At 42.1% G+C, this 18,023-nt stretch carries 18 protein-coding genes; 2 read left to right on the forward strand and 16 right to left on the reverse strand.

Going from position 1 to position 18,023, the window contains the following annotated elements:
- Nucleotides 1-667 precede the first annotated feature (667 nt).
- Entirely contained in the window at nucleotides 668-1,537 is an 870-nt protein-coding gene (ytxC, locus tag BUA75_RS08955) for a sporulation protein YtxC (RefSeq protein ID WP_072874275.1), read from the reverse strand.
- Between the two features lie 304 nt (nucleotides 1,538-1,841).
- On the opposite strand from ytxC, the gene BUA75_RS08960 reads away from it, so the two are divergent.
- Nucleotides 1,842-2,810 (forward strand): type I phosphomannose isomerase catalytic subunit, encoded by a 969-nt coding sequence (locus BUA75_RS08960; protein ID WP_072874276.1) that lies wholly within the window; start codon nucleotides 1,842-1,844, stop codon nucleotides 2,808-2,810.
- A gap of 100 nt (nucleotides 2,811-2,910) precedes the next feature.
- Here the strand turns inward: BUA75_RS08960 and BUA75_RS08965 are convergent, their stop codons facing one another.
- The 6 genes from BUA75_RS08965 to nadC all read right to left on the reverse strand — a co-directional run bounded on the left by BUA75_RS08965 (nucleotide 2,911) and on the right by nadC (nucleotide 6,732).
- On the reverse strand, nucleotides 2,911-3,162 hold the full coding sequence (locus tag BUA75_RS08965) for a hypothetical protein (protein ID WP_072874277.1): 252 nt from the start codon (nucleotides 3,160-3,162) through the stop codon (nucleotides 2,911-2,913).
- Nucleotides 3,163-3,181: 19 nt separating this feature from the next.
- Nucleotides 3,182-3,430, reverse strand: coding sequence for a hypothetical protein (locus tag BUA75_RS08970; RefSeq protein ID WP_072874278.1), 249 nt, complete (start codon nucleotides 3,428-3,430; stop codon nucleotides 3,182-3,184).
- Between the two features lie 13 nt (nucleotides 3,431-3,443).
- Nucleotides 3,444-3,938 carry a hypothetical protein gene (locus BUA75_RS08975; RefSeq protein ID WP_072874279.1) on the reverse strand — a complete coding sequence of 165 codons (495 nt, stop codon included), beginning with the start codon at nucleotides 3,936-3,938 and terminating at the stop codon, nucleotides 3,444-3,446.
- On the reverse strand, nucleotides 3,935-4,183 hold the full coding sequence (locus BUA75_RS08980) for a hypothetical protein (protein ID WP_165611987.1): 249 nt from the start codon (nucleotides 4,181-4,183) through the stop codon (nucleotides 3,935-3,937). The genes BUA75_RS08975 and BUA75_RS08980 overlap by 4 nt, the downstream gene beginning before the upstream one ends.
- A gap of 72 nt (nucleotides 4,184-4,255) precedes the next feature.
- Nucleotides 4,256-5,851 (reverse strand): L-aspartate oxidase, encoded by a 1,596-nt coding sequence (nadB, locus tag BUA75_RS08985; protein WP_072874281.1) that lies wholly within the window; start codon nucleotides 5,849-5,851, stop codon nucleotides 4,256-4,258.
- Nucleotides 5,852-5,889: 38 nt separating this feature from the next.
- The gene (gene nadC / locus BUA75_RS08990) at nucleotides 5,890-6,732 is read right to left on the reverse strand and encodes a carboxylating nicotinate-nucleotide diphosphorylase (RefSeq protein WP_072874282.1); all 843 of its coding nucleotides are present in this window, start codon (nucleotides 6,730-6,732) and stop codon (nucleotides 5,890-5,892) included.
- A gap of 289 nt (nucleotides 6,733-7,021) precedes the next feature.
- Here nadC and nadA point away from each other — a divergent pair, with 289 nt between their 5' ends.
- Nucleotides 7,022-7,981 carry a quinolinate synthase NadA gene (nadA, locus tag BUA75_RS08995; protein ID WP_072874283.1) on the forward strand — a complete coding sequence of 320 codons (960 nt, stop codon included), beginning with the start codon at nucleotides 7,022-7,024 and terminating at the stop codon, nucleotides 7,979-7,981.
- A 367-nt stretch (nucleotides 7,982-8,348) separates the two neighbouring features.
- Here nadA and BUA75_RS09000 read toward each other — a convergent pair whose 3' ends face one another.
- The 9 genes from BUA75_RS09000 to tnpA form a co-directional block, all read right to left on the reverse strand.
- Nucleotides 8,349-8,819, reverse strand: a complete 471-nt coding sequence (locus BUA75_RS09000) for a C40 family peptidase (protein ID WP_072874284.1) — start codon at nucleotides 8,817-8,819, stop codon at nucleotides 8,349-8,351.
- Nucleotides 8,820-9,051: 232 nt separating this feature from the next.
- Complete coding sequence (gene nagA, locus BUA75_RS09005; RefSeq protein WP_072874285.1) at nucleotides 9,052-10,242, reverse strand: N-acetylglucosamine-6-phosphate deacetylase; 1,191 nt, start codon at nucleotides 10,240-10,242, stop codon at nucleotides 9,052-9,054.
- 92 nt (nucleotides 10,243-10,334) lie between these two features.
- Nucleotides 10,335-11,288 carry an alpha/beta hydrolase family protein gene (locus BUA75_RS09010; protein ID WP_207549738.1) on the reverse strand — a complete coding sequence of 318 codons (954 nt, stop codon included), beginning with the start codon at nucleotides 11,286-11,288 and terminating at the stop codon, nucleotides 10,335-10,337.
- A 77-nt stretch (nucleotides 11,289-11,365) separates the two neighbouring features.
- The gene (locus BUA75_RS09015; RefSeq protein ID WP_072874287.1) at nucleotides 11,366-13,444 is read right to left on the reverse strand and encodes a TasA family protein; all 2,079 of its coding nucleotides are present in this window, start codon (nucleotides 13,442-13,444) and stop codon (nucleotides 11,366-11,368) included.
- Between the two features lie 172 nt (nucleotides 13,445-13,616).
- Nucleotides 13,617-14,513, reverse strand: coding sequence for a 3-hydroxyacyl-CoA dehydrogenase (locus BUA75_RS09020; protein WP_072874288.1), 897 nt, complete (start codon nucleotides 14,511-14,513; stop codon nucleotides 13,617-13,619).
- A gap of 68 nt (nucleotides 14,514-14,581) precedes the next feature.
- A complete protein-coding gene (gene mqo, locus BUA75_RS09025) occupies nucleotides 14,582-16,147 on the reverse strand; it encodes a malate dehydrogenase (quinone) (protein WP_083574247.1) in 1,566 nt (521 codons plus the stop codon).
- A gap of 346 nt (nucleotides 16,148-16,493) precedes the next feature.
- Complete coding sequence (locus BUA75_RS09030) at nucleotides 16,494-17,078, reverse strand: RNA-guided endonuclease InsQ/TnpB family protein (RefSeq protein WP_207549739.1); 585 nt, start codon at nucleotides 17,076-17,078, stop codon at nucleotides 16,494-16,496.
- On the reverse strand, nucleotides 17,021-17,359 hold the full coding sequence (locus BUA75_RS16105) for a helix-turn-helix domain-containing protein (RefSeq protein ID WP_207549740.1): 339 nt from the start codon (nucleotides 17,357-17,359) through the stop codon (nucleotides 17,021-17,023). The genes BUA75_RS09030 and BUA75_RS16105 overlap by 58 nt, the downstream gene beginning before the upstream one ends.
- Before the next feature lie 8 nt (nucleotides 17,360-17,367).
- Nucleotides 17,368-17,766 carry an IS200/IS605 family transposase gene (gene tnpA, locus BUA75_RS09035; RefSeq protein ID WP_072874289.1) on the reverse strand — a complete coding sequence of 133 codons (399 nt, stop codon included), beginning with the start codon at nucleotides 17,764-17,766 and terminating at the stop codon, nucleotides 17,368-17,370.
- Nucleotides 17,767-18,023: the final 257 nt, after the last annotated feature.

An 18,023-nucleotide genomic window follows, 5' to 3' on the forward strand; every position in this document is an offset into this window, starting at 1 on the left:
CAGGTAGTATGACCTCTGCTGACTTCTGTCCGTTCAACGTTTCCTTTCAGAAACGCTTACCAGCATCGCTGGCGTGCCGGACAGACCTCCCCGGGTAAGAACGTTGTCTTTCCCTCCATCTACCCGCTCCATTTACTCTCGACAGCCTTCGGTAGCAAGGGCTTTGTCTTGTTTTGCAGACTCACCCAACTGTCGCTAGCCTCGATTGGAGTTCGTGAACCTCGGGTCGGAGGTTTGCCGCCGCCTTCCTTCAGATTCCACCTCACGGTGGACACCCTTGGCTTAAGCTAATGGCTACTGCTACCTTCACCATTCCGGACTCTCACCGTAGAGACAACGCCCATGCCGGGCGCACAAAAGAAAAGCGCTCCGTCCCCATGGGACGAAAACGCTTGGTTTCCGTGGTTCCACCCAAAATTGCAGCCCTTTTCAAACTGCCACTTTGTGCGTATAACGTACGCCCCGTCCAGCATTTCGAGTTTAGGCCTATACAGCCTCTCTCCCTGCCAGAAGCTCAGAAAGTGGTGTCTTTTCAATCTGCTGGTTTCACGCTTTCAGCCGCGGCGAGAAATCTCTGAATGTCCGAGAATGAAAAGCTCGTCTTTCTTCAGTGCTCCGTTGATGATCATCCTATTTTCGATATCCTATGCCAAACGAATGTCAAGTGTCAAGTCTCCATGTCGCCCGGAGTGCGAAAAAACACAATTTGCTGTTGATGAAGGAGTTGACAAGTAGAACAACCGCCGCAAAAAATGGCACGTTCACGAAATACTCGCTTGAGTGTCTCAGCAAAGGTTGGATATTGTTGATTGTGCGCTAAATTATGAATTTTTATCCACTGAGGAGATTTCGTAATCAGGAGACTCATAGCGAAATCTTCAGGATGAATCTCTTCCGAAGCTGACGCTCGCATCAGTGCTTGAGTCATTTCTCGATCACGTACCAACTCACCTGTCTGATTGCATATCCATATATGATGGTTTGTAATATAAACATCGAAAGTTTCCAAATGTTGCGGCTGTTCATCAAGAATCAAACGGAGAATTTCTACAGACTCCGCATATTCACGATCAGAAAAAAATTGTTGTAGTTGATGATCAATTTCCCATTCCACAAGTTGTAAATTCTGTTGAAAACGAAAGCGCGCAATCATATCCAACATAATTGGTACCGATGCTTCTTGCGCATAATGGATGGACTGCATAATGGCTTCCTGTATATTCAGCGTTTCGTGTTGCGTTTGTATCTCATTTCGACGTACTTCGTGGAGAACTAAAAGCGAAATATACTCGAGTTCATCAGCTTCCAGACAAGGTGCTTTGATGGTAAGCAAGTGCCTCAGGTACAACGGTTTCCATATTTCGCACAAAAAAGTAGACAGCAATACAGCGATCTCATCAGGATGTGTAAAAAAGAGCCTTAACGTATCTTGTGACGGTTCACCTCTGCTTACCACAGAAAGACGCAAACCCTTGCCACTCAAAAAATGATACAATTCCGTGAACGCTGCTCTAGTCTGCAATTCTACGCTGTACACGTTCACACGTCCTTCCTTTGGCGCGATTCGATGCTAAGATGTCGAAAGTTGACTGTGACGCTTCAAGTATGGCGATGTTTTCTAATTGTCATACTCCCTGCAATAATCCCTTCGCCCAATCTACTCTCAATTCCAATAGACTCGATACGCCTCCATCTCAATCGTATTCCTAAGCATGAGATTACGCACTTGCAAAACACCCAAATATTGAAAATTTCATACAGCCCATTCTTATTTTCCTGTAAAATGATCGAATAGAGTTAGCCTCTACGTCCAGGAACCCAAAAGGAGACGACTGTAACCAATGAAGCCTTATCCAGTCCAATTTCGTCCCATTCCAGTAGAACGCCTCTGGGGTGGACACACCATGAAAAAACACTTCTCTGTAGAACATTTGTCTCACCCAATCGGTGAATACTGGTTGCTTTCGGCTCATCCAAATGCTCTAAGTGTAGTAGAAAATGGTCCTTTAGCAGGAAAAACATTGCAGGAACTGACAGAAAAATACCCAGACGCTTATTTAGGGCACTCTCCGCAACCTCGTTTCCCAATCCTGATCAAGTTGATTGAGGCGCGGCAGGATTTGTCTGTACAAGTTCATCCTGACGACAACTATGCCCTTCAATATGAAAAAGATTATGGTAAAAGCGAAGCTTGGTACATCCTGAATAGCCCGGCATCCCAACAAATGATTTATGGACACCGCTTTCAGAATCGTGAGGAATATATCCAAGCCGTAAAGTCTAAACGAGTGCGTGAATATCTCATTTATCAATCGATTTGTGAGGGAGATTTAGTCTATGTACCAGCGGGGACATTGCATGCATTGCTAGCTGACACAGTCCTGCTTGAGGTTCAACAAACCTCCGATGTCACTTACCGTGTCTATGATTGGGATCGAACTGATACGAGTGGAAAACCGCGCCAATTGCATGTGGATAAAGCGGCTGATGTTTTATCTTACAATACTCAACTATCTCATCAAGCGCTCAAACCTTACCGGCAAGAGAGAAATCATGTCGAAGTTCTTATCGACTGTCCATTTTTTCATATCGATCGCGTTCAATTGAAGGCTAACACTGTTCACACCATCGCGCCAATCCAATCCCCCATAACCATCATCATGGTCTCTGGGACGGCATTTATGGAGTGGGACACTCTTCCTGCACACGCTGTGAAACATTTTGCTGCCTGGATGATTCCCGTAGGAAGTGAAACCAGATTGACAGCGCAAGATGACGTTGTTTTCTTGCAAGTCACTTATCACGATTAACTGAGGATTTTGCCAGTATCTTATCGAATGTGCTCCCCATAGACACATGTTGTTTGTGATAGCAATCTGCCTTCGGGGAGCACAACAACAATCCTATTTCTTACATATTCCCTCCCATATCCGGTTTGAAATCTTGATCGTTGATCACACCATCTATACCTTCAAACCCATCATTCAACATATTGTATAAACCATTACTAAAATTAAACACGCCGTAATTACCCGCATAAGCTGCGTTGTATTTCATATTGGCATCCCAACCACTGAAATTAAACTCGCCAACCAAAATGCCGTTGGCATTTTGCTGTGGTGTACTGGAATTAATATTTCCTATCATTACAAAGACCGGCATGAAACCAACCTCGCTTTCTTTAGATATTCATCCCTATCAGCGGCTTGAAGTCCGAATCGTTCATCAAACCATCTATCAACTCAAAATTGTCATAAAGATAGGCCGACTGAAAACATACAAAATTAAATAAACCGTTCAATGCACCGAATCCCTGATTTTGCTTTTGATTTGCATCCCAACCGCCACAGTTAATCTCGCCAATAAACACCCCTGCATTTTGTTGGGGACAATTGATGTTGATTGCACCAATACAAATCATGTTTGGCATGGAGAGGAACCTCCTAGCGAATGAGCGCCTTAAAATCCTGATCAAAAATCACTCCGTCCACAAAATCTGCATCTTCAATATAATTGACGTTTTTCGCTTCAACATTTTGATTGCCACTCGTGGCTCCGCGTGCTAAATTTTGCTTCGCATGAGAATCAAGTCCTGTTATTTTCACATCTCCTACAAATACTCCCGAATTCTGCGATATACTCAACACTTGGATACTATCAAATGCAATCTGCGTCATCTTCTCAGAAGCATCCGGCTGTGACTGATAGATTTTCACATCGCGATCGTCAATCGGGGTATCAATTCCGTCATTGTCATAAACGATGCTTAAATTGCCCAAAAGCGCATTGTGGGAATCTATAGAACCTATCCCGCTATTCGTTTTAGAATGATTGCTGATACCCAGAATGACGTTTTGATTAGATATATATACGCCAGAATTATCACTAATAGAGCCCACTTTTACAATAATTTCCGGTAACTGATTTTGCTGACTCATTGCGTTTTACTCCATTGCGGTTTCATATCCTGGTCTTGGATGAAACCATCTACAAAAATGTCTCTGTCATTTACAATTTGAACATTTTGATACAAATAATTTACACTGCCGAGCATTGAGTCATGAACAATATTCTGTTTTCCACTGGAATCCAGTCCAGAAACATGAATTTGTCCCACAAATACCCCGCAATTTTCCTGTGCCATCTGAATATCCATTTGGCGGAACAAAATTTGCAAAGACATGCGCATGGTTCCTTTCCCTTAAATTTCACCCGCGCATGAAGCGGATACCATGACGGGATATTTAATGTTATGTCAAACTTCTGCCATTACGACTGACAGACGCCGAATCTTCTGTGAGATATTAAAATCATCGCATGCATCTTTATAAATGGAAGGGAATTCTTCTCGACGCAGCCAAGTATCCACATGATGTAACCGAGGATCGGGGACAGGAAAATCTTCTCGGAAATGTGCTCCCCTGCTTTCCTGCCGAGAAATCGCTGATGCTATAATCCATCTTGCTGTACAAAGAAGACCAGATTGCGGATGTTTTTGCTGAAGTTCAACAATGGTTTTCAAACCCTTATCCAAAGAGCATTGATCACGAACAATACCCACTGCTTTCCACATTACTTTTTGGACTTGGTCTAACAGTTCCTGGCTATCTGGAATTCTTTCCATTTGATACTGGGTTAAGGAAACGTTAACTTCACTTTCTTCGTTGTTCTCAGAGCGGAAATGTTCGTCTAAAGCAAATGCCATCACCAAACATTCCAATAAAGAATTACTGGCTAATCGATTGGCTCCGTGCGCCCCTGTACAAGCGACTTCGCCTATCGCGTAAAGGCCTTCTACATCTGTTTGACCATTCATCTCAGTAGCTATTCCGCCCATCATAAAATGGGCTGCAGGAAAAACCGGCAGAAGATCTCGGGTAGGATGAATTCCATAAGATATACATCTGGCAAAAATATTGGGGAATTTTTGTTGAAAATTTTGGATGTGGCGACAATCCAGATATACATGTCTGCCTTCTTGCATACGCTGATAAATCTTCCTAGCCACCAAATCACGCGCTTCTAAATCTCTTAATGGATAATCTTTCATGACGGCTTCTCCAAAATCGTCTACTAATATGCCACCCGCACCGCGTACAGCTTCGGAAATTAAAAAAGCGGGAAATCCATTAAAATAGAGGGTTGTTGGGTGAAATTGAATAAATTCCAGATTGCGCAAACTTGCACCTGCATCATATGCCAGGACAAGTCCATCACCTGTTGCTCCTCTTGGATTGGTTGTTCTTTGAAATAACTGCCCTACTCCACCTGTGGCTAAAATGACTGCACGTCTAGCATAAAATTCAATTTTTTCCTGTGTGCGATTTGCAAACTGTGCCCTTGCACCTATCACGCGCCCATTCTGATTTTGCAAGAGGGTAAGAACGTGCATATTGACCAGCTGATGAATGTTAGGTCGTTCTTTCAAAGCGACCATCAAAGCTTCCATCAATTTTCGTCCTGTTGCATCTCCCCCAGCATGCAATATCCGTCGTCTTGAATGTGCACCTTCCAAGCCTAAGGAAATCTGTCCCGTTGAGCTTTGATCAAATGAAACTCCTATTTCTTGCAGCCAATGAACGATACGAGGAGCTGTCTCTGCTAAGCATTGGACAGCTCTTGGATCAGATAATCCATTCCCCGTCTCTAATGTATCTTTTGCATGTAAGTTTACGTTATCATCCATTCCAATAGCGGCTGCCATTCCTCCTTGGGCGGCAAAAGAATTGCTTTCCGTAGGAAAATCTTTAGAGAGAAGCAGTACACTGCCATGCGAACTAAGCAGATACGCAGCTGCGATGCCCGCAAGTCCGCTTCCTACAATAACGAAATCATATTTTAACGTTTCCATCACGATGGCCTCTCTTCGGTATGAAAGTGTTTCACCGTTTACACAAATACAATTTCCATGCCCACATCTACACTGCTTGCAGAATGGGTTAAAGCTCCCATGGATATGTAGGAAACGCCTGTACGAGCAACCTCCGCCAATCGATGGATAGTCATATTCCCAGAAGCCTCTAGTTCTACTCGTCCATCCGTTAGTTGTACTGCTTGTCTTAATGTAGGGATATCCATATTATCTAGCAGGATCATATCAACCTCTAACTCTAACGCTTCTTTCAATTGTTCCAAGGTATCAACTTCTACCTCTATTTTGAAGGACATCCCGACCCTAGCGCGTACTTTCTGAACTGCTGAAGTGATACTTCCACAGATAGCAATATGGTTATCTTTTATAAGAACCATATCATCCAGACCATAACGATGATTTTGTCCTCCGCCCATTTTTACCGCATATTTTTCTAACAAACGCCAACCAGGAGTTGTTTTGCGAGTATCTAGCAATTGAGTCCCTGTACCTTCTAAGTGTTTAACGGCTAAACTTGTATATGTAGCAATTCCCGTAAGACGTCCTAAAAAATTAAGCGCTGTACGTTCAGCCATGCATAGAGCGCGAGCCGGACCTTCCACTTGACAAACTACATTTTTCTCACTTTTCAGTTCTTCTCCATCTTCTACCAAGTGATGAACATTCACTTCTGGATGAAGTTCAGAAAATACTGCCTCAACGATTGGTAATCCAGCAATTCGTGCAGGTTGCTTTACAAAGATCAAAGCTTGAGCGTGGAGATGAGAATCAATCACAGATTCGGTTGTACAATCTCCTCTACCTATATCCTCCGCAAGCGCCATTCGAATCAACATTTTTGTGGTCTCGTTGATGTACATCCATATACCTCCCAGATTGAATGAAAATGAATCAATCTCATCGATCATTTCTGAAAACTAGCCTATCTTTATTTTTATATATTTACATGTGTATATACTACTATGTTCAATCCAAATAAAACAGTTGATCAACAAGAATACAACTGTATATACTTCAGTATAATCACTTCTTGATTTGAATAAATCTTTGATGTAGAAAGTTTCATCCCATGATGAATGGTTCACCGTTTTGAAGTAGAGAAAAGATGATCTCAGCTATATGAAAACTGATATCTAAGGAGCCACCCTGATGTCCTCTGTAAATGATCAAGATTCTTTACGATATGAGATTATGGAATGGAAAGAAAAACGCAACGCTATCATTCTTGCCCACAACTACGAATTACCAGAAATTCAAGATATTGCAGATGTTCTAGGGGATTCATTAACACTCGCAAGAGCAGCCGCTCAAACATACGCTGATGTGATTGTCTTCTGTGGCGTTCATTTTATGGCTGAAACAGCCGCTATTCTGAATCCAGACAAGACTGTCCTGTTGCCCGATATTCACGCAGGCTGTTCTCTGGCTGATTCAATCACACTCGCCGATCTCCGCAATTGGAAATCAGCATATCCCGACGCCGCAGTTGTGTCTTATATCAATACATCTGCAGAAGTCAAGGCAGAAAGTGATTATTGCTGCACTTCTTCTAACGCTATCAAAGTTGTAGAAAGTATACCTGAAGAGAAAGAGATTTTATTTTTACCCGATATGTTTTTGGGGGCTTATGTACAACGCGCCACAGGTCGTAAAAATATGCACATATGGATGGGGGAGTGTCACGTACATGCAGGAATCTCCCCCGCAGACGTAGACAACGTGTTTAGAGACTATCCTGATGCAGAATTATTGATCCATCCAGAATGCGGATGTTCGACTTCCAGCATGTATTTATTATCAGAAGGTCAACTTCCAAAAGAGCGAACTCATCTATTATCGACGGGCGGCATGCTGGAGAGGGCAAAAAATTCTCCCTCCAGCCAATTCATCATCGCAACTGAAACTGGAATTCTTCATCAGATGGAAAAGGAAAATCCAAACAAAACCTTCATCGCCGCAAACCGCTCAGCCGTCTGTCCATTTATGAAAATGATAACTTTGCCTAAAGTCTTAGAATCCTTAAAAGAAAATCAACATGTTGTTTCTGTTTCTGAAACAATCCGTCAACGCGCCAGACTCCCCATTGATCGAATGATTGCAATTGGTTAAAGTTCAAATTTGCGACCCATCTTTAGATATTGATTCCTCTCAAATGGGTAACACCTAGAAGCAAGTACAGGATGAAGTAGGAAACCCGCTGATGCCTCCCCCTGAATGTCCATACACCTTGGCATTCTTGTACATAAGATCTTCTACAGCTATTGCAGGGAGGTGTTAAGGTCATGAAAAAACATCATCGCCATCGCCCTATCGTCATTATCCTGCATCCGGGCGAAAAAATTCTTGTCAAATGCGAGAAAAAACACCGCTGCCATCGGTAAGTAAAACTTATGAAAATCTTCATTCAACAGCCGCAGCAATGCGGCTTTTTATTTTAAAAGTTGCAAGCTATACATCCTGCATTCCGTACACCTATTTAATAACTATCCACTTTTTTAAGCCATTGAGAATTGGCTAATTCCCCCGGAGTTGGATATTCAATTCCTGGACATAAGTCGATGCCAACAGACCGATAAGCATCTGCCCAGAGCGTTGTGCAAATACGACGTTTCTGACTCGCTATGAGTGGAACGCTTTGACCTAAAAGATGTCTACCTGCTAACCAGAAAAAAAGCAGATAATCGTACCTTGTACCAATTTTACTTCTAGCAAATTCTACAATTTCTTTCCTTTGCCGATCCGTTAATTCTTCACATCGATAAACATCTGCCACACCTTTATAGGTTTGGACATGCTCATAACCTGTAATCCGTAAAGCCTGAGATTCGATAACTTGTTCCGGATGCGCCAAACCAGCAATATGCGTATAAGGACTACGAGTAATTTTACGAATCGGCCCCGCCAATCCTTGAGTGCCCCGTATAAAGATCAAATCTCCTAATTGCAATTTACTTTAGCCCTCCATTCTACCGAAAGTTGAAAAGCTTACAAAAATCAAAAACCGTTCTCTCCACCGTGGTAAGCATAATAGCCCTTCCACCCTGGATGAACGGTCTTGTCTACTTTTCAAGTAAATTTATACACCGAGTATCAACGAGACTATGCTTATTTTAACTGAACAAAGATTTCCATACAAGTTGTATAGCATACAGCTTTCCAAAATAACCAATCTACCAACTTTATGAACGCCGATATAGACGTCTGCCCAAAATATATGTTTCACTTGCGAGTAACGATTCATCTAAGAGTACAAAATCAGCATCGTGCCCAACCGCCAAAACTCCTTTTCGATGATCCAACCCCAGTTCACGTGCAGGAGTCAGACTCGCCATTTGTATTGCCTCAAACAGGGTTACTCCAACTTGAATCATCATATTTCGAATGGCCTCATCCATGGTTAGTGTACTACCAGCCAAGGATTGACTATCTTGTAGCGTCGAAATGCCCTGTTTCACCACAATATTCATCCCCCCCAGCTGATAAACTCCATCCGGTTTACCTGTTGCTCCAATAGCATCCGTAATCAAAATAACACCATCTTTACCTTTCAATCGCATCACTAATTTCAAAACTTCTGGATGTACATGATGTCCATCAGCTATGAGTTCACATATAACATTTTGTGAAAGTAAGCAGGCACCGACAGCACCGGGTTCGCGATGATGAATGCTGTTCATTGCATTGAATACATGCGTCGCATGCGTTGCTCCAGCTTCGAAAGCTTTTATGGTTTCTTCATACGAAGCGACTGTGTGCCCAATAGAAACAATGACTTTTTCCTCTCTAAGAAACTGAATTAACTGCAAAGCTCCTGGCTGTTCGGGAGCCAAAGTGACTTTGCGCACAAGGCCAGGCACCGTCTCCAGTAACCGTTTCATTATAGATATGTTGGGGGGCTGTACAAACACAGGATTTTGAGCCCCCATTTTGGATGGAGATAGAAAAGGACCTTCTAAATGTACACCTAACACCTGTGCTGAACCTGACCTCCAAGCTGTTTGTTGTGCGATACCCGATGCTTGAATGGACTTCTCCAAAGCTTCTATAGGGGCGGTAAGTGTAGTCGGCAACCAGCCTGTAGTACCATGTTGAATGTGAAATTGACCAATTTTTTCAATAGCAGATGATGTACCGTCCATAACATCTGCTCCATTAGCACCATGCACATGCATATCAATAAAACCTGGAACGACCCACTGACCACGAGCATCAACCTGATGATACGCCAATCCTGAAAACAATTCATTCGGTGGTGCTCCATGTCCAAGCTCACCAATTACCCCTTCAGTGACATGCATCCAGCCGGGATCCAAAATTTTATCTTCGCCAACAATGCGAGCATTGATCAGTAGTAACGAGTCACCTATCATTGGATACTCCCATCCCCTCCAAATCCAATGAGTTGAAAAATAAAGAAAAGAAAACAAGCGAATACTTTCCATTCTGTATTCTGAGGCAGAAATTAATGAATGTTACTTGACGTGGGCCAAGGGCCAGGAAGTCCATGCTGTTCAAACCATTTTTCTATAGCCTGATGCGTAACGGATCGATATTTTTTCTGTAACCCATGGTGGCCGTATTTGTACAATAAAAGTTTTACATCTTTTCCTGCCTTTTTCATCCTTAATGCCATAGCAGCTACAGATTGCCATATCACATGATGGTCTTCTTGTCCCTGTAAAAATAATACAGGAGCTTGAATCTCAAGAGCTTGATCGTAAGGAGAACGTTTCTCATATCGTAAAGACAGTTTTCCATGTAAATACTCTGGCCCATATGCTGTAGCATACTCTGCCGCAGGGTCAGGACGCCAATCTAATTTTTTAGACCAATTGTCCATGGCATCAGGGCCCACATAAGGACTAAGAGCGACTACCCCATCAACATGATGCTGCGCAGCATATTGCAAGGCAACACCGCCGCCTAGAGATTCACCAAATAAATAGAGGCCCCGAATTGAATATCCTGGGATATGTGAGGCCCACTGTATGGCAGCTTCAGTATCATCGAGATCGCCAAGAAGACCATGAAGAGTTCCCTCACTTTGTACGTATCCTCGATATTCAGGTGCAATAGTAATAATTTGATTGGAATATTGATTGGACGCTGGCCATGAAAATGGGGAATGATACATTCCGGGTTTGGGAACTTCCCATCCCCCATGAAGTAAAACAAGCAAAGGGTAATCTCCAGGTTTGGAAGGAAGAGTCAAGTAAGCCTCAACCTGCTGACCTTGACTCCAATAAAATACCTGATATACAGAAAGACCAGATGTACTTCGAGTCGGAAGCGAGACGAGGCCTACCGAAGCCAACTGACCATTTTTACCATCTTGAGTATGGATATGGATGGCAAAAGGGCCGATGGATGAATCATTAATCAATTGCGAAGAAGTGGATTGGGGTAATGGAGTCAAATGGGGATGCGATTTTACATCGCATCCCGTCATAATTGTGGCCATCAGCACCAAGATAGATATGAATGTTATTGGCTTTAGAAGAGGCAACCGCAGCCACCCCCTTCTCCAGAAGAAGGTGATTGGGGAGACAATTCTCCTGAGAAAGTTGCATTTAATCCATTACTATTGTCAGAAACAGAATTAGAATCTCCTAAGATTGCAAAGAAATAGCCTGTGGGTAATTGACTATATTGGTACATATAGTTACTGTAAGTTGGATTAAACTGATTTATGGCCGTACCATGAAAAACACCATTCGTTAATTGCGCATAGCCATCTACGCCTATAATATTAAATGGACCTTGATAGTGAAAGGTAAGTACATCGTTTTGTGGAACAATATTTCCATATTTGTCTTCCAGTGAGATAGTGACTGGGATTCTACTATTTTCTGTTGCGAAATCTAAATAATCAGGGTAAAAGATCAATTGAGCGGCAGGTCCGGGAGTAATTTGTTCTTCTGAAGCTGTCACCGATTGTTCAGTATCCAGAGCATTGATAGTCGCCTTCACTTGAATGAGTTCAGACTTCGTATCTTTGACTGAAAATTGGTATAAGCCTGGGCTTTTTTCAACAATAGGCCCAAATTCAATATCTTGTGCTGTTCCCTTGATAGTGGATAAAGATATGTCTGAAGTTAATCCCTGAAGCGGCTGATTGGCAGCATTTTTTAATGATAGCGTATAAGTATCCGACTGACCTGCCTGCTCCGAAGATTGATCAAAGGAGAGTGAACTCAAAATGCTATGATCCACAGCCAACTGAATAGGCTTAGATTCTGCATGAACACTTACGCCATTTGCCATAACAGTTGCTTCAACTTGAAGTATTTCTGCTTGACTGTCACTGACTGAAAAAGAATAAAATCCATTACCGAGAGAATCAATTGGACTGAAAACAACATCTTTTGCCGTACCCTTTGTTACCGACAACGAAATATCGGACACCGGAACCTCAAGAGGTGAATGACTAGAATCCCACAATTGCAAAGTGTAATTCACATTTTGACCGGCATATATAGTACTTGAACTAAATGGATTTGCGTTTAAACTAGAAAAATATTGATTTGGAGTCGGAGAGGTTGTAGAGCCTTGACCGGACTGTATTGGATTACCGCCATTTCCATTTGAGCCAGTTACTTGGATGTTCTGATGATTATTTTCATATTGTTCAGCCAGCACCGAAAGTGATACACTACCCCAAGCATCTTGGTAGTCATTTCCTGCTTCTTTGGGCAATCCTCCTCGATACGTAACCAAAAGATATTGACCAGGTTGTAACACAATTCCTTTCAAATCGGTCGATCCGCTAAATTTAGTGGGTTGAATAAGTTCATTATCAAACGATGCATCAGACGATTCAACGTTCAAAGTTCCCGTCGAATCTGAAAAATCCCCACCATTTAGGTTATAACCTGCTTGTTGATAAGTGTACGGTACAGATAAATTTGTATTTACAATGGAGCCACTGACACGATAGCCTATCGCTTGTGGGTATTCATGAGGAGCCTCCACGACTTTGGGCAGGCTATTGTAAATAGCGTATTGAAGCACATAATAAGCAGGATGATTGTCAGTTTGATATTCGTTCAATGGGCTCGAACCATGGTAATCTACAGATTCATACCCGAATCCTGGAATTAACTTGGGGCCACCTATTAACAACCTTGGTTGCCAATTATTTTTATATGTTTGATAGACTGTACGACCAAATGGTGAATCTGCTAAAAGTGCTTGTTGATTCAACTCTTGACTAGAACCTTTTACAAATCCGTTTAATGTGACAACCTTCCCATTGTTCAATCCATCATCCCAAAATATAGGTCCATGAACATTATTTTGCAAATCAAGAATCTCCGCTACACTTCCTGTATTATGCAAAATTACATATCCACCAGCGCGATCGCCAGGAACCATATTAAAATAAGGGATCTCTTTAACATTCGAAAAAACATTTGATTCCCCATGTAACGTGATATCAACAACACCTGCTCCGAAGTTCTGCTGAGAAGAATGAGCATCTGCTGTAAATAACGCAAAGCTTCCAGCACCCAACATGGCAAGACCAGATAAAGCCGTTATACCGGCCATACTCAATTTTGATTGTATTTTCACCCTTACCCCTCCAAACAGCATTTCTATATAAAGTATTTTGTTCTTATTATAGAACAATTATATAATCGACGTCAACGAATAAAAATTACCGCTTACGTACGAACTGTAAGCGGTACTGAAATGCTTGCGAAATCCATTTTACTGTATTCTATATCGGATCGTGCAATACAATTTATCCTTTCAAAAAGTCAGGCTGTCGAAATCGAGGGTTAGGATATGTGTAGAATCCCTCGTTGCTTTGCCGACCCAGTTTACCTTTGTCCATATATTGAGTTTTTAACATATTAGCTAATTTTTCATACTCTGGATGCCCAGCCTTAGCTTTCTCTTTGGCAATATTATAAGCTGTATTTACACCTATCGTATCCAAAATAGCAAAAGGACCAGCAGGAGCTCCTGTAGCAATCATCCAAGTTTTATCAATCGTTGCCACATCTGCAATCTCATTCACCAATAGAAACTGTGCTGCTTCCAGAAAAGGAACAAGCAATGAATTTAAAATATAACCAGGCTGTTCTTTGTATAAAGGCAACGGAACCATACCGATTTTTTCCGCAAAAGCGATCACATCTTTGAAAACTTCTTTATCTGTTCCCGGATGCTGCATAACTTCTGCCGTGTTATGAATCCAAATCGAATTGGCAAAATGCAGAGCCAGAAATTTTTCTGGTCTTCCTGTGAATTCCGCAAACTGACTCGGCAAAAATGTAGAAGAATTAGTAGCAAAGATGGTTTTAGGAGGAGCCACCTTGGCCAACTGTTTATAAAATTCCGTTTTGATTTGGATCACTTCTGGTACAGCTTCAATGAGTAAATCTGCCTGTGCAACAGCCTCTTCTAAATTGGAACTGAAATAAATTCGATGAAAAGCATTTTCTACATCTTGTTGAGATGCCCGCAAGTCCTTTTGATACATGTTCATTAGTTTTAGAATTCGTTCTTTTGCTTTCGACAATGCTTCTTCGTTGAGATCATAAACAGTCACATCGAATCCCTTAAAAGCAGTTTGAAACGCAATCTGACTTCCTAACACACCACATCCCGCAACTGTTATCTGCTGAAAAACCAAATTTATCCCCCCTTTAGGTGATCAACAGGAAGTAAATGTATATCCAAAACCTGGATCTACACGTTCGATTACTCTGTAATATATCCTTCAGCTGTTACAAAACCATCCTCATAGCTCGGAGATTGCAAATCCTCGGCAGAAACAGTATGTTCTTTATCCAAACCTAGAGATTTCGTTGTATCTTCAAATATCTCGCGGAACAACTCTGGATTTTCTGCCAAAGATAGACCATAAGACGGAATCATTTCTTTAATTTTAGGTTGCCATTCTGGCATACGTTGCGGAAAACATTTTTCGAGTACTTCCAGCATGATATGGACCACTGTAGAAGCGCCAGGTGAAGCTCCGAGCAAAGCGGCAATCGAACCATCAGCTGAGCTGACTACTTCTGTACCAAACTGGAGTGTCCCTCTACCACCGGTTTTCGTATCTTTGATAACCTGTACACGTTGTCCCGCCACGACGATATCCCAATCCTCACTCCTAGCATTCGGTATAAATTCCCTTAGTTCTTCCATACGTTTCTCATTAGACAGCATGACTTGCTGAATTAAATATTTCGTCAACGCAAACTCTTTAACGCCCGCCGCTAACATCGTGAGAACGTTATGAGGTTTGACCGTCCGAATCAAATCGAAATTTGAACCAGCCTTTAAGAACTTGGGTGAGAAACCGGCAAACGGTCCAAAAAGTAACGATTTTTTGTTATCAATATAACGGGTATCCAAATGCGGAACCGACATAGGAGGTGCTCCAACTTTGGCTTTTCCATAGACTTTAGCGTGATGCTGCTCAATAACTTCCGGATTATGACAGACCATAAAAAGCCCGCTGACAGGAAAACCGCCGATGTGCTTCGCCTCGGGAATTCCGGTTTTTTGTAATAGGGGAAGACTTCCTCCGCCAGCACCAAGAAATACAAACTTTGCCAAATGACTTTCTGTTTTCCCTTGAACATGATCATAAACTTTTAGTTCCCATAGATTATTGCTGGTTCTTTTGATTTTTTTAACGCTATGGTTGTATTTAATTTCAACTTGCTCTTTTTTCAAATGCTCAAACAACATCCTTGTTAAGGCACCAAAGTTAATATCCGTACCTGAATCAATTTTAGTGGCCGCAATAGGCTCGTCCGAGGTGCGACCTTCCATAATCAGCGGTATCCATTCCTTAAGTTTTTCAGGGTCATCTGAGTATTCCATACCTTGAAACATATGGCTATTCGATAAAGCTTCATATCGCTTTTTCAAAAAATTTACATTTTTTTCACCTTGTACTAGACTCATGTGTGGAATGGGCATAATAAAGTTCTGTGGATTTTGAATCAAATTACGATTCACAAGAAACGACCAAAATTGTCTGGACAATTGAAACTGCTCATTAATTTTAATCGCTTTGCTAATATCCACTGTTCCATCAGGATTTTCAGTAGTGTAGTTTAATTCACATAGCGCTGAATGCCCTGTTCCAGCATTATTCCATTCATTAGAACTTTCTTCCGAGGGCCCTCCGAGTTTTTCGAAAACTTTAATATCCCAATCCGGGGCCAATTCCTTGAACAGTGTTCCTAGCGTTGCGCTCATAATTCCAGCACCGATTAAAATTACATCCGTCACTTTTTGCATGCTACTCATAGTTAACCTTCTTTACATCTGTATATTTATATATCTACATATAGAATCGATGTTCTGAGACACTTCTTTGAAATAACATGCCATAGGAACATCTTTTTATTCTTCATTAACTTTACTGTATCACAGACCATTCTAAAATTCGATGACTTTGTCCTGTTGACACAAGCCTTTAGGCAACTACCCACCCTCTATACTAAAGCGAGGACTGAATGTAAAAATGCCTAAAATCATCATTTCATCATTATCGTGACCACTCCCCATGCCTAAAGGCAGGAGCTTCTCAGAACACGCATGACGCAACCGCCTACGTTACGTTCTGAAGGCTCAGTCCGAGCCAAAAGAAACGTTATCCAGCTAAGGCACGTTTCAAAATGTTTTGTGCGGCATTTATGTCTCTGTCTTGAACGTATCCGCAGTGTTCGCAATGGTGCATGCGTTCCGACAGCTTTTTAGAGACGATTTCCCCGCAATTCGAGCAGGGTTGACTTGTGTTTTTGGGATCGACTAGCACGACACCACGACCAGCTTCTTCCGCTTTGTACGTGGTGTACCGCACAAGTTGATTCCAAGCCGCATCAACAATGCTCTTGGCAAGATGGTGATTTTTCACCATGCCTTGTACGTTTAGATTCTCGAAGGCAATCAGCCCATATGAATTGACCAATTTTCGAGATACTTTGTGCGCGTAGTCTCTACGTGGATTTGCGATATGCTCATGCAATCTGGCCAGTTCTCTGATGGCTTTGCGGCGACGAGCAGCCCCCTTTTTCTTGCGTGATACGACTCGTTGCTTCCTGTGCAATTTCCGTTCGGATTCCCGCGGAAATTTCGGGTGTTCGTAAAATTCCCCATCGAACGTAATGGCAAGATGCTTCACACCAAGATCGATCCCAACTGTTTCTTTGGACTCAGGCAAGGTATTGGGTTCCACTTCACACGACGAAAGAAGGCTTGAAAGACTTTGTCAAGCCGTTTTACCACGTCTTGTAATACCTGCGAGTGAACCTGCTTCAATGCTGGTATGTACTTTTTGCGCTCATTCAGCGTATTTGCCTGATCATAGTAATTGAGCGTGGTCTTGTCTGTTTCATAGGCGAACCGCCGTTCGTCAAGCAGGCGATTGTAGAGCAGGCGACAGCGTTCTAAGATCAACTGAATTTTCTCTTCTTGCTCCTTCGCGGGGTAAAGTCTGTACTTGTATGCTTTTCGCATGATCGACCTCACCTCGATTTCTGCTCTTCGATATACTTCTTGATCACGTCCAGTTGAACAGTGCCCACCGTAGCGACAAAGTAGGCATTCGTCCATAGGGAAGGCAATCGACTTTTTAGTGATTTGAATTCATCACGAAGAACTTTGGAAGTGTATCCCTTGAGTTGTTTTACGACTTTGTGAATGCCATATTGCGGATCACACTTAATGAGAAGATGAACATGATCAGGCATGATTTCCATTTCAACGATTTCCGCCGAAATGTCGGTTGCCTTTACCGAAAGCAACGCCTTTAACCTTGCGTCAATGGGTTCAACAAGCACTTTACGGCGATATTCCGGACAAAAGACAACATGGTATTTGCAGTCGAACGTGACATTTTGGTTTGAATCTACATCTCGACTCATGACGAATCACCACAAATAGTATAGTACAATACATTAGATACCACAGTTCTATCTATTGTTTAAAAAGATTCGTCTCACGGCGAGCGCCTTATATCCCCATAGCTAAAGCAAGCGGTTTTACGTCCCATTTGATAAGAGAATAGCCTTTTTGTTCAATAGGGGCCCTAAGATGGAAAAGCTGATTCTTCGGTAATTGTGTTCTGTCAATGACCGATGTCGCCGTATAATGTGACAAAGACCGCCTTTCCTGTGTTCAC

Source organism: Alicyclobacillus tolerans, from assembly GCF_900142255.1.
Taxonomy (GTDB): Bacteria; Bacillota; Bacilli; order Alicyclobacillales; family Alicyclobacillaceae; genus Alicyclobacillus_I; species Alicyclobacillus_I tolerans.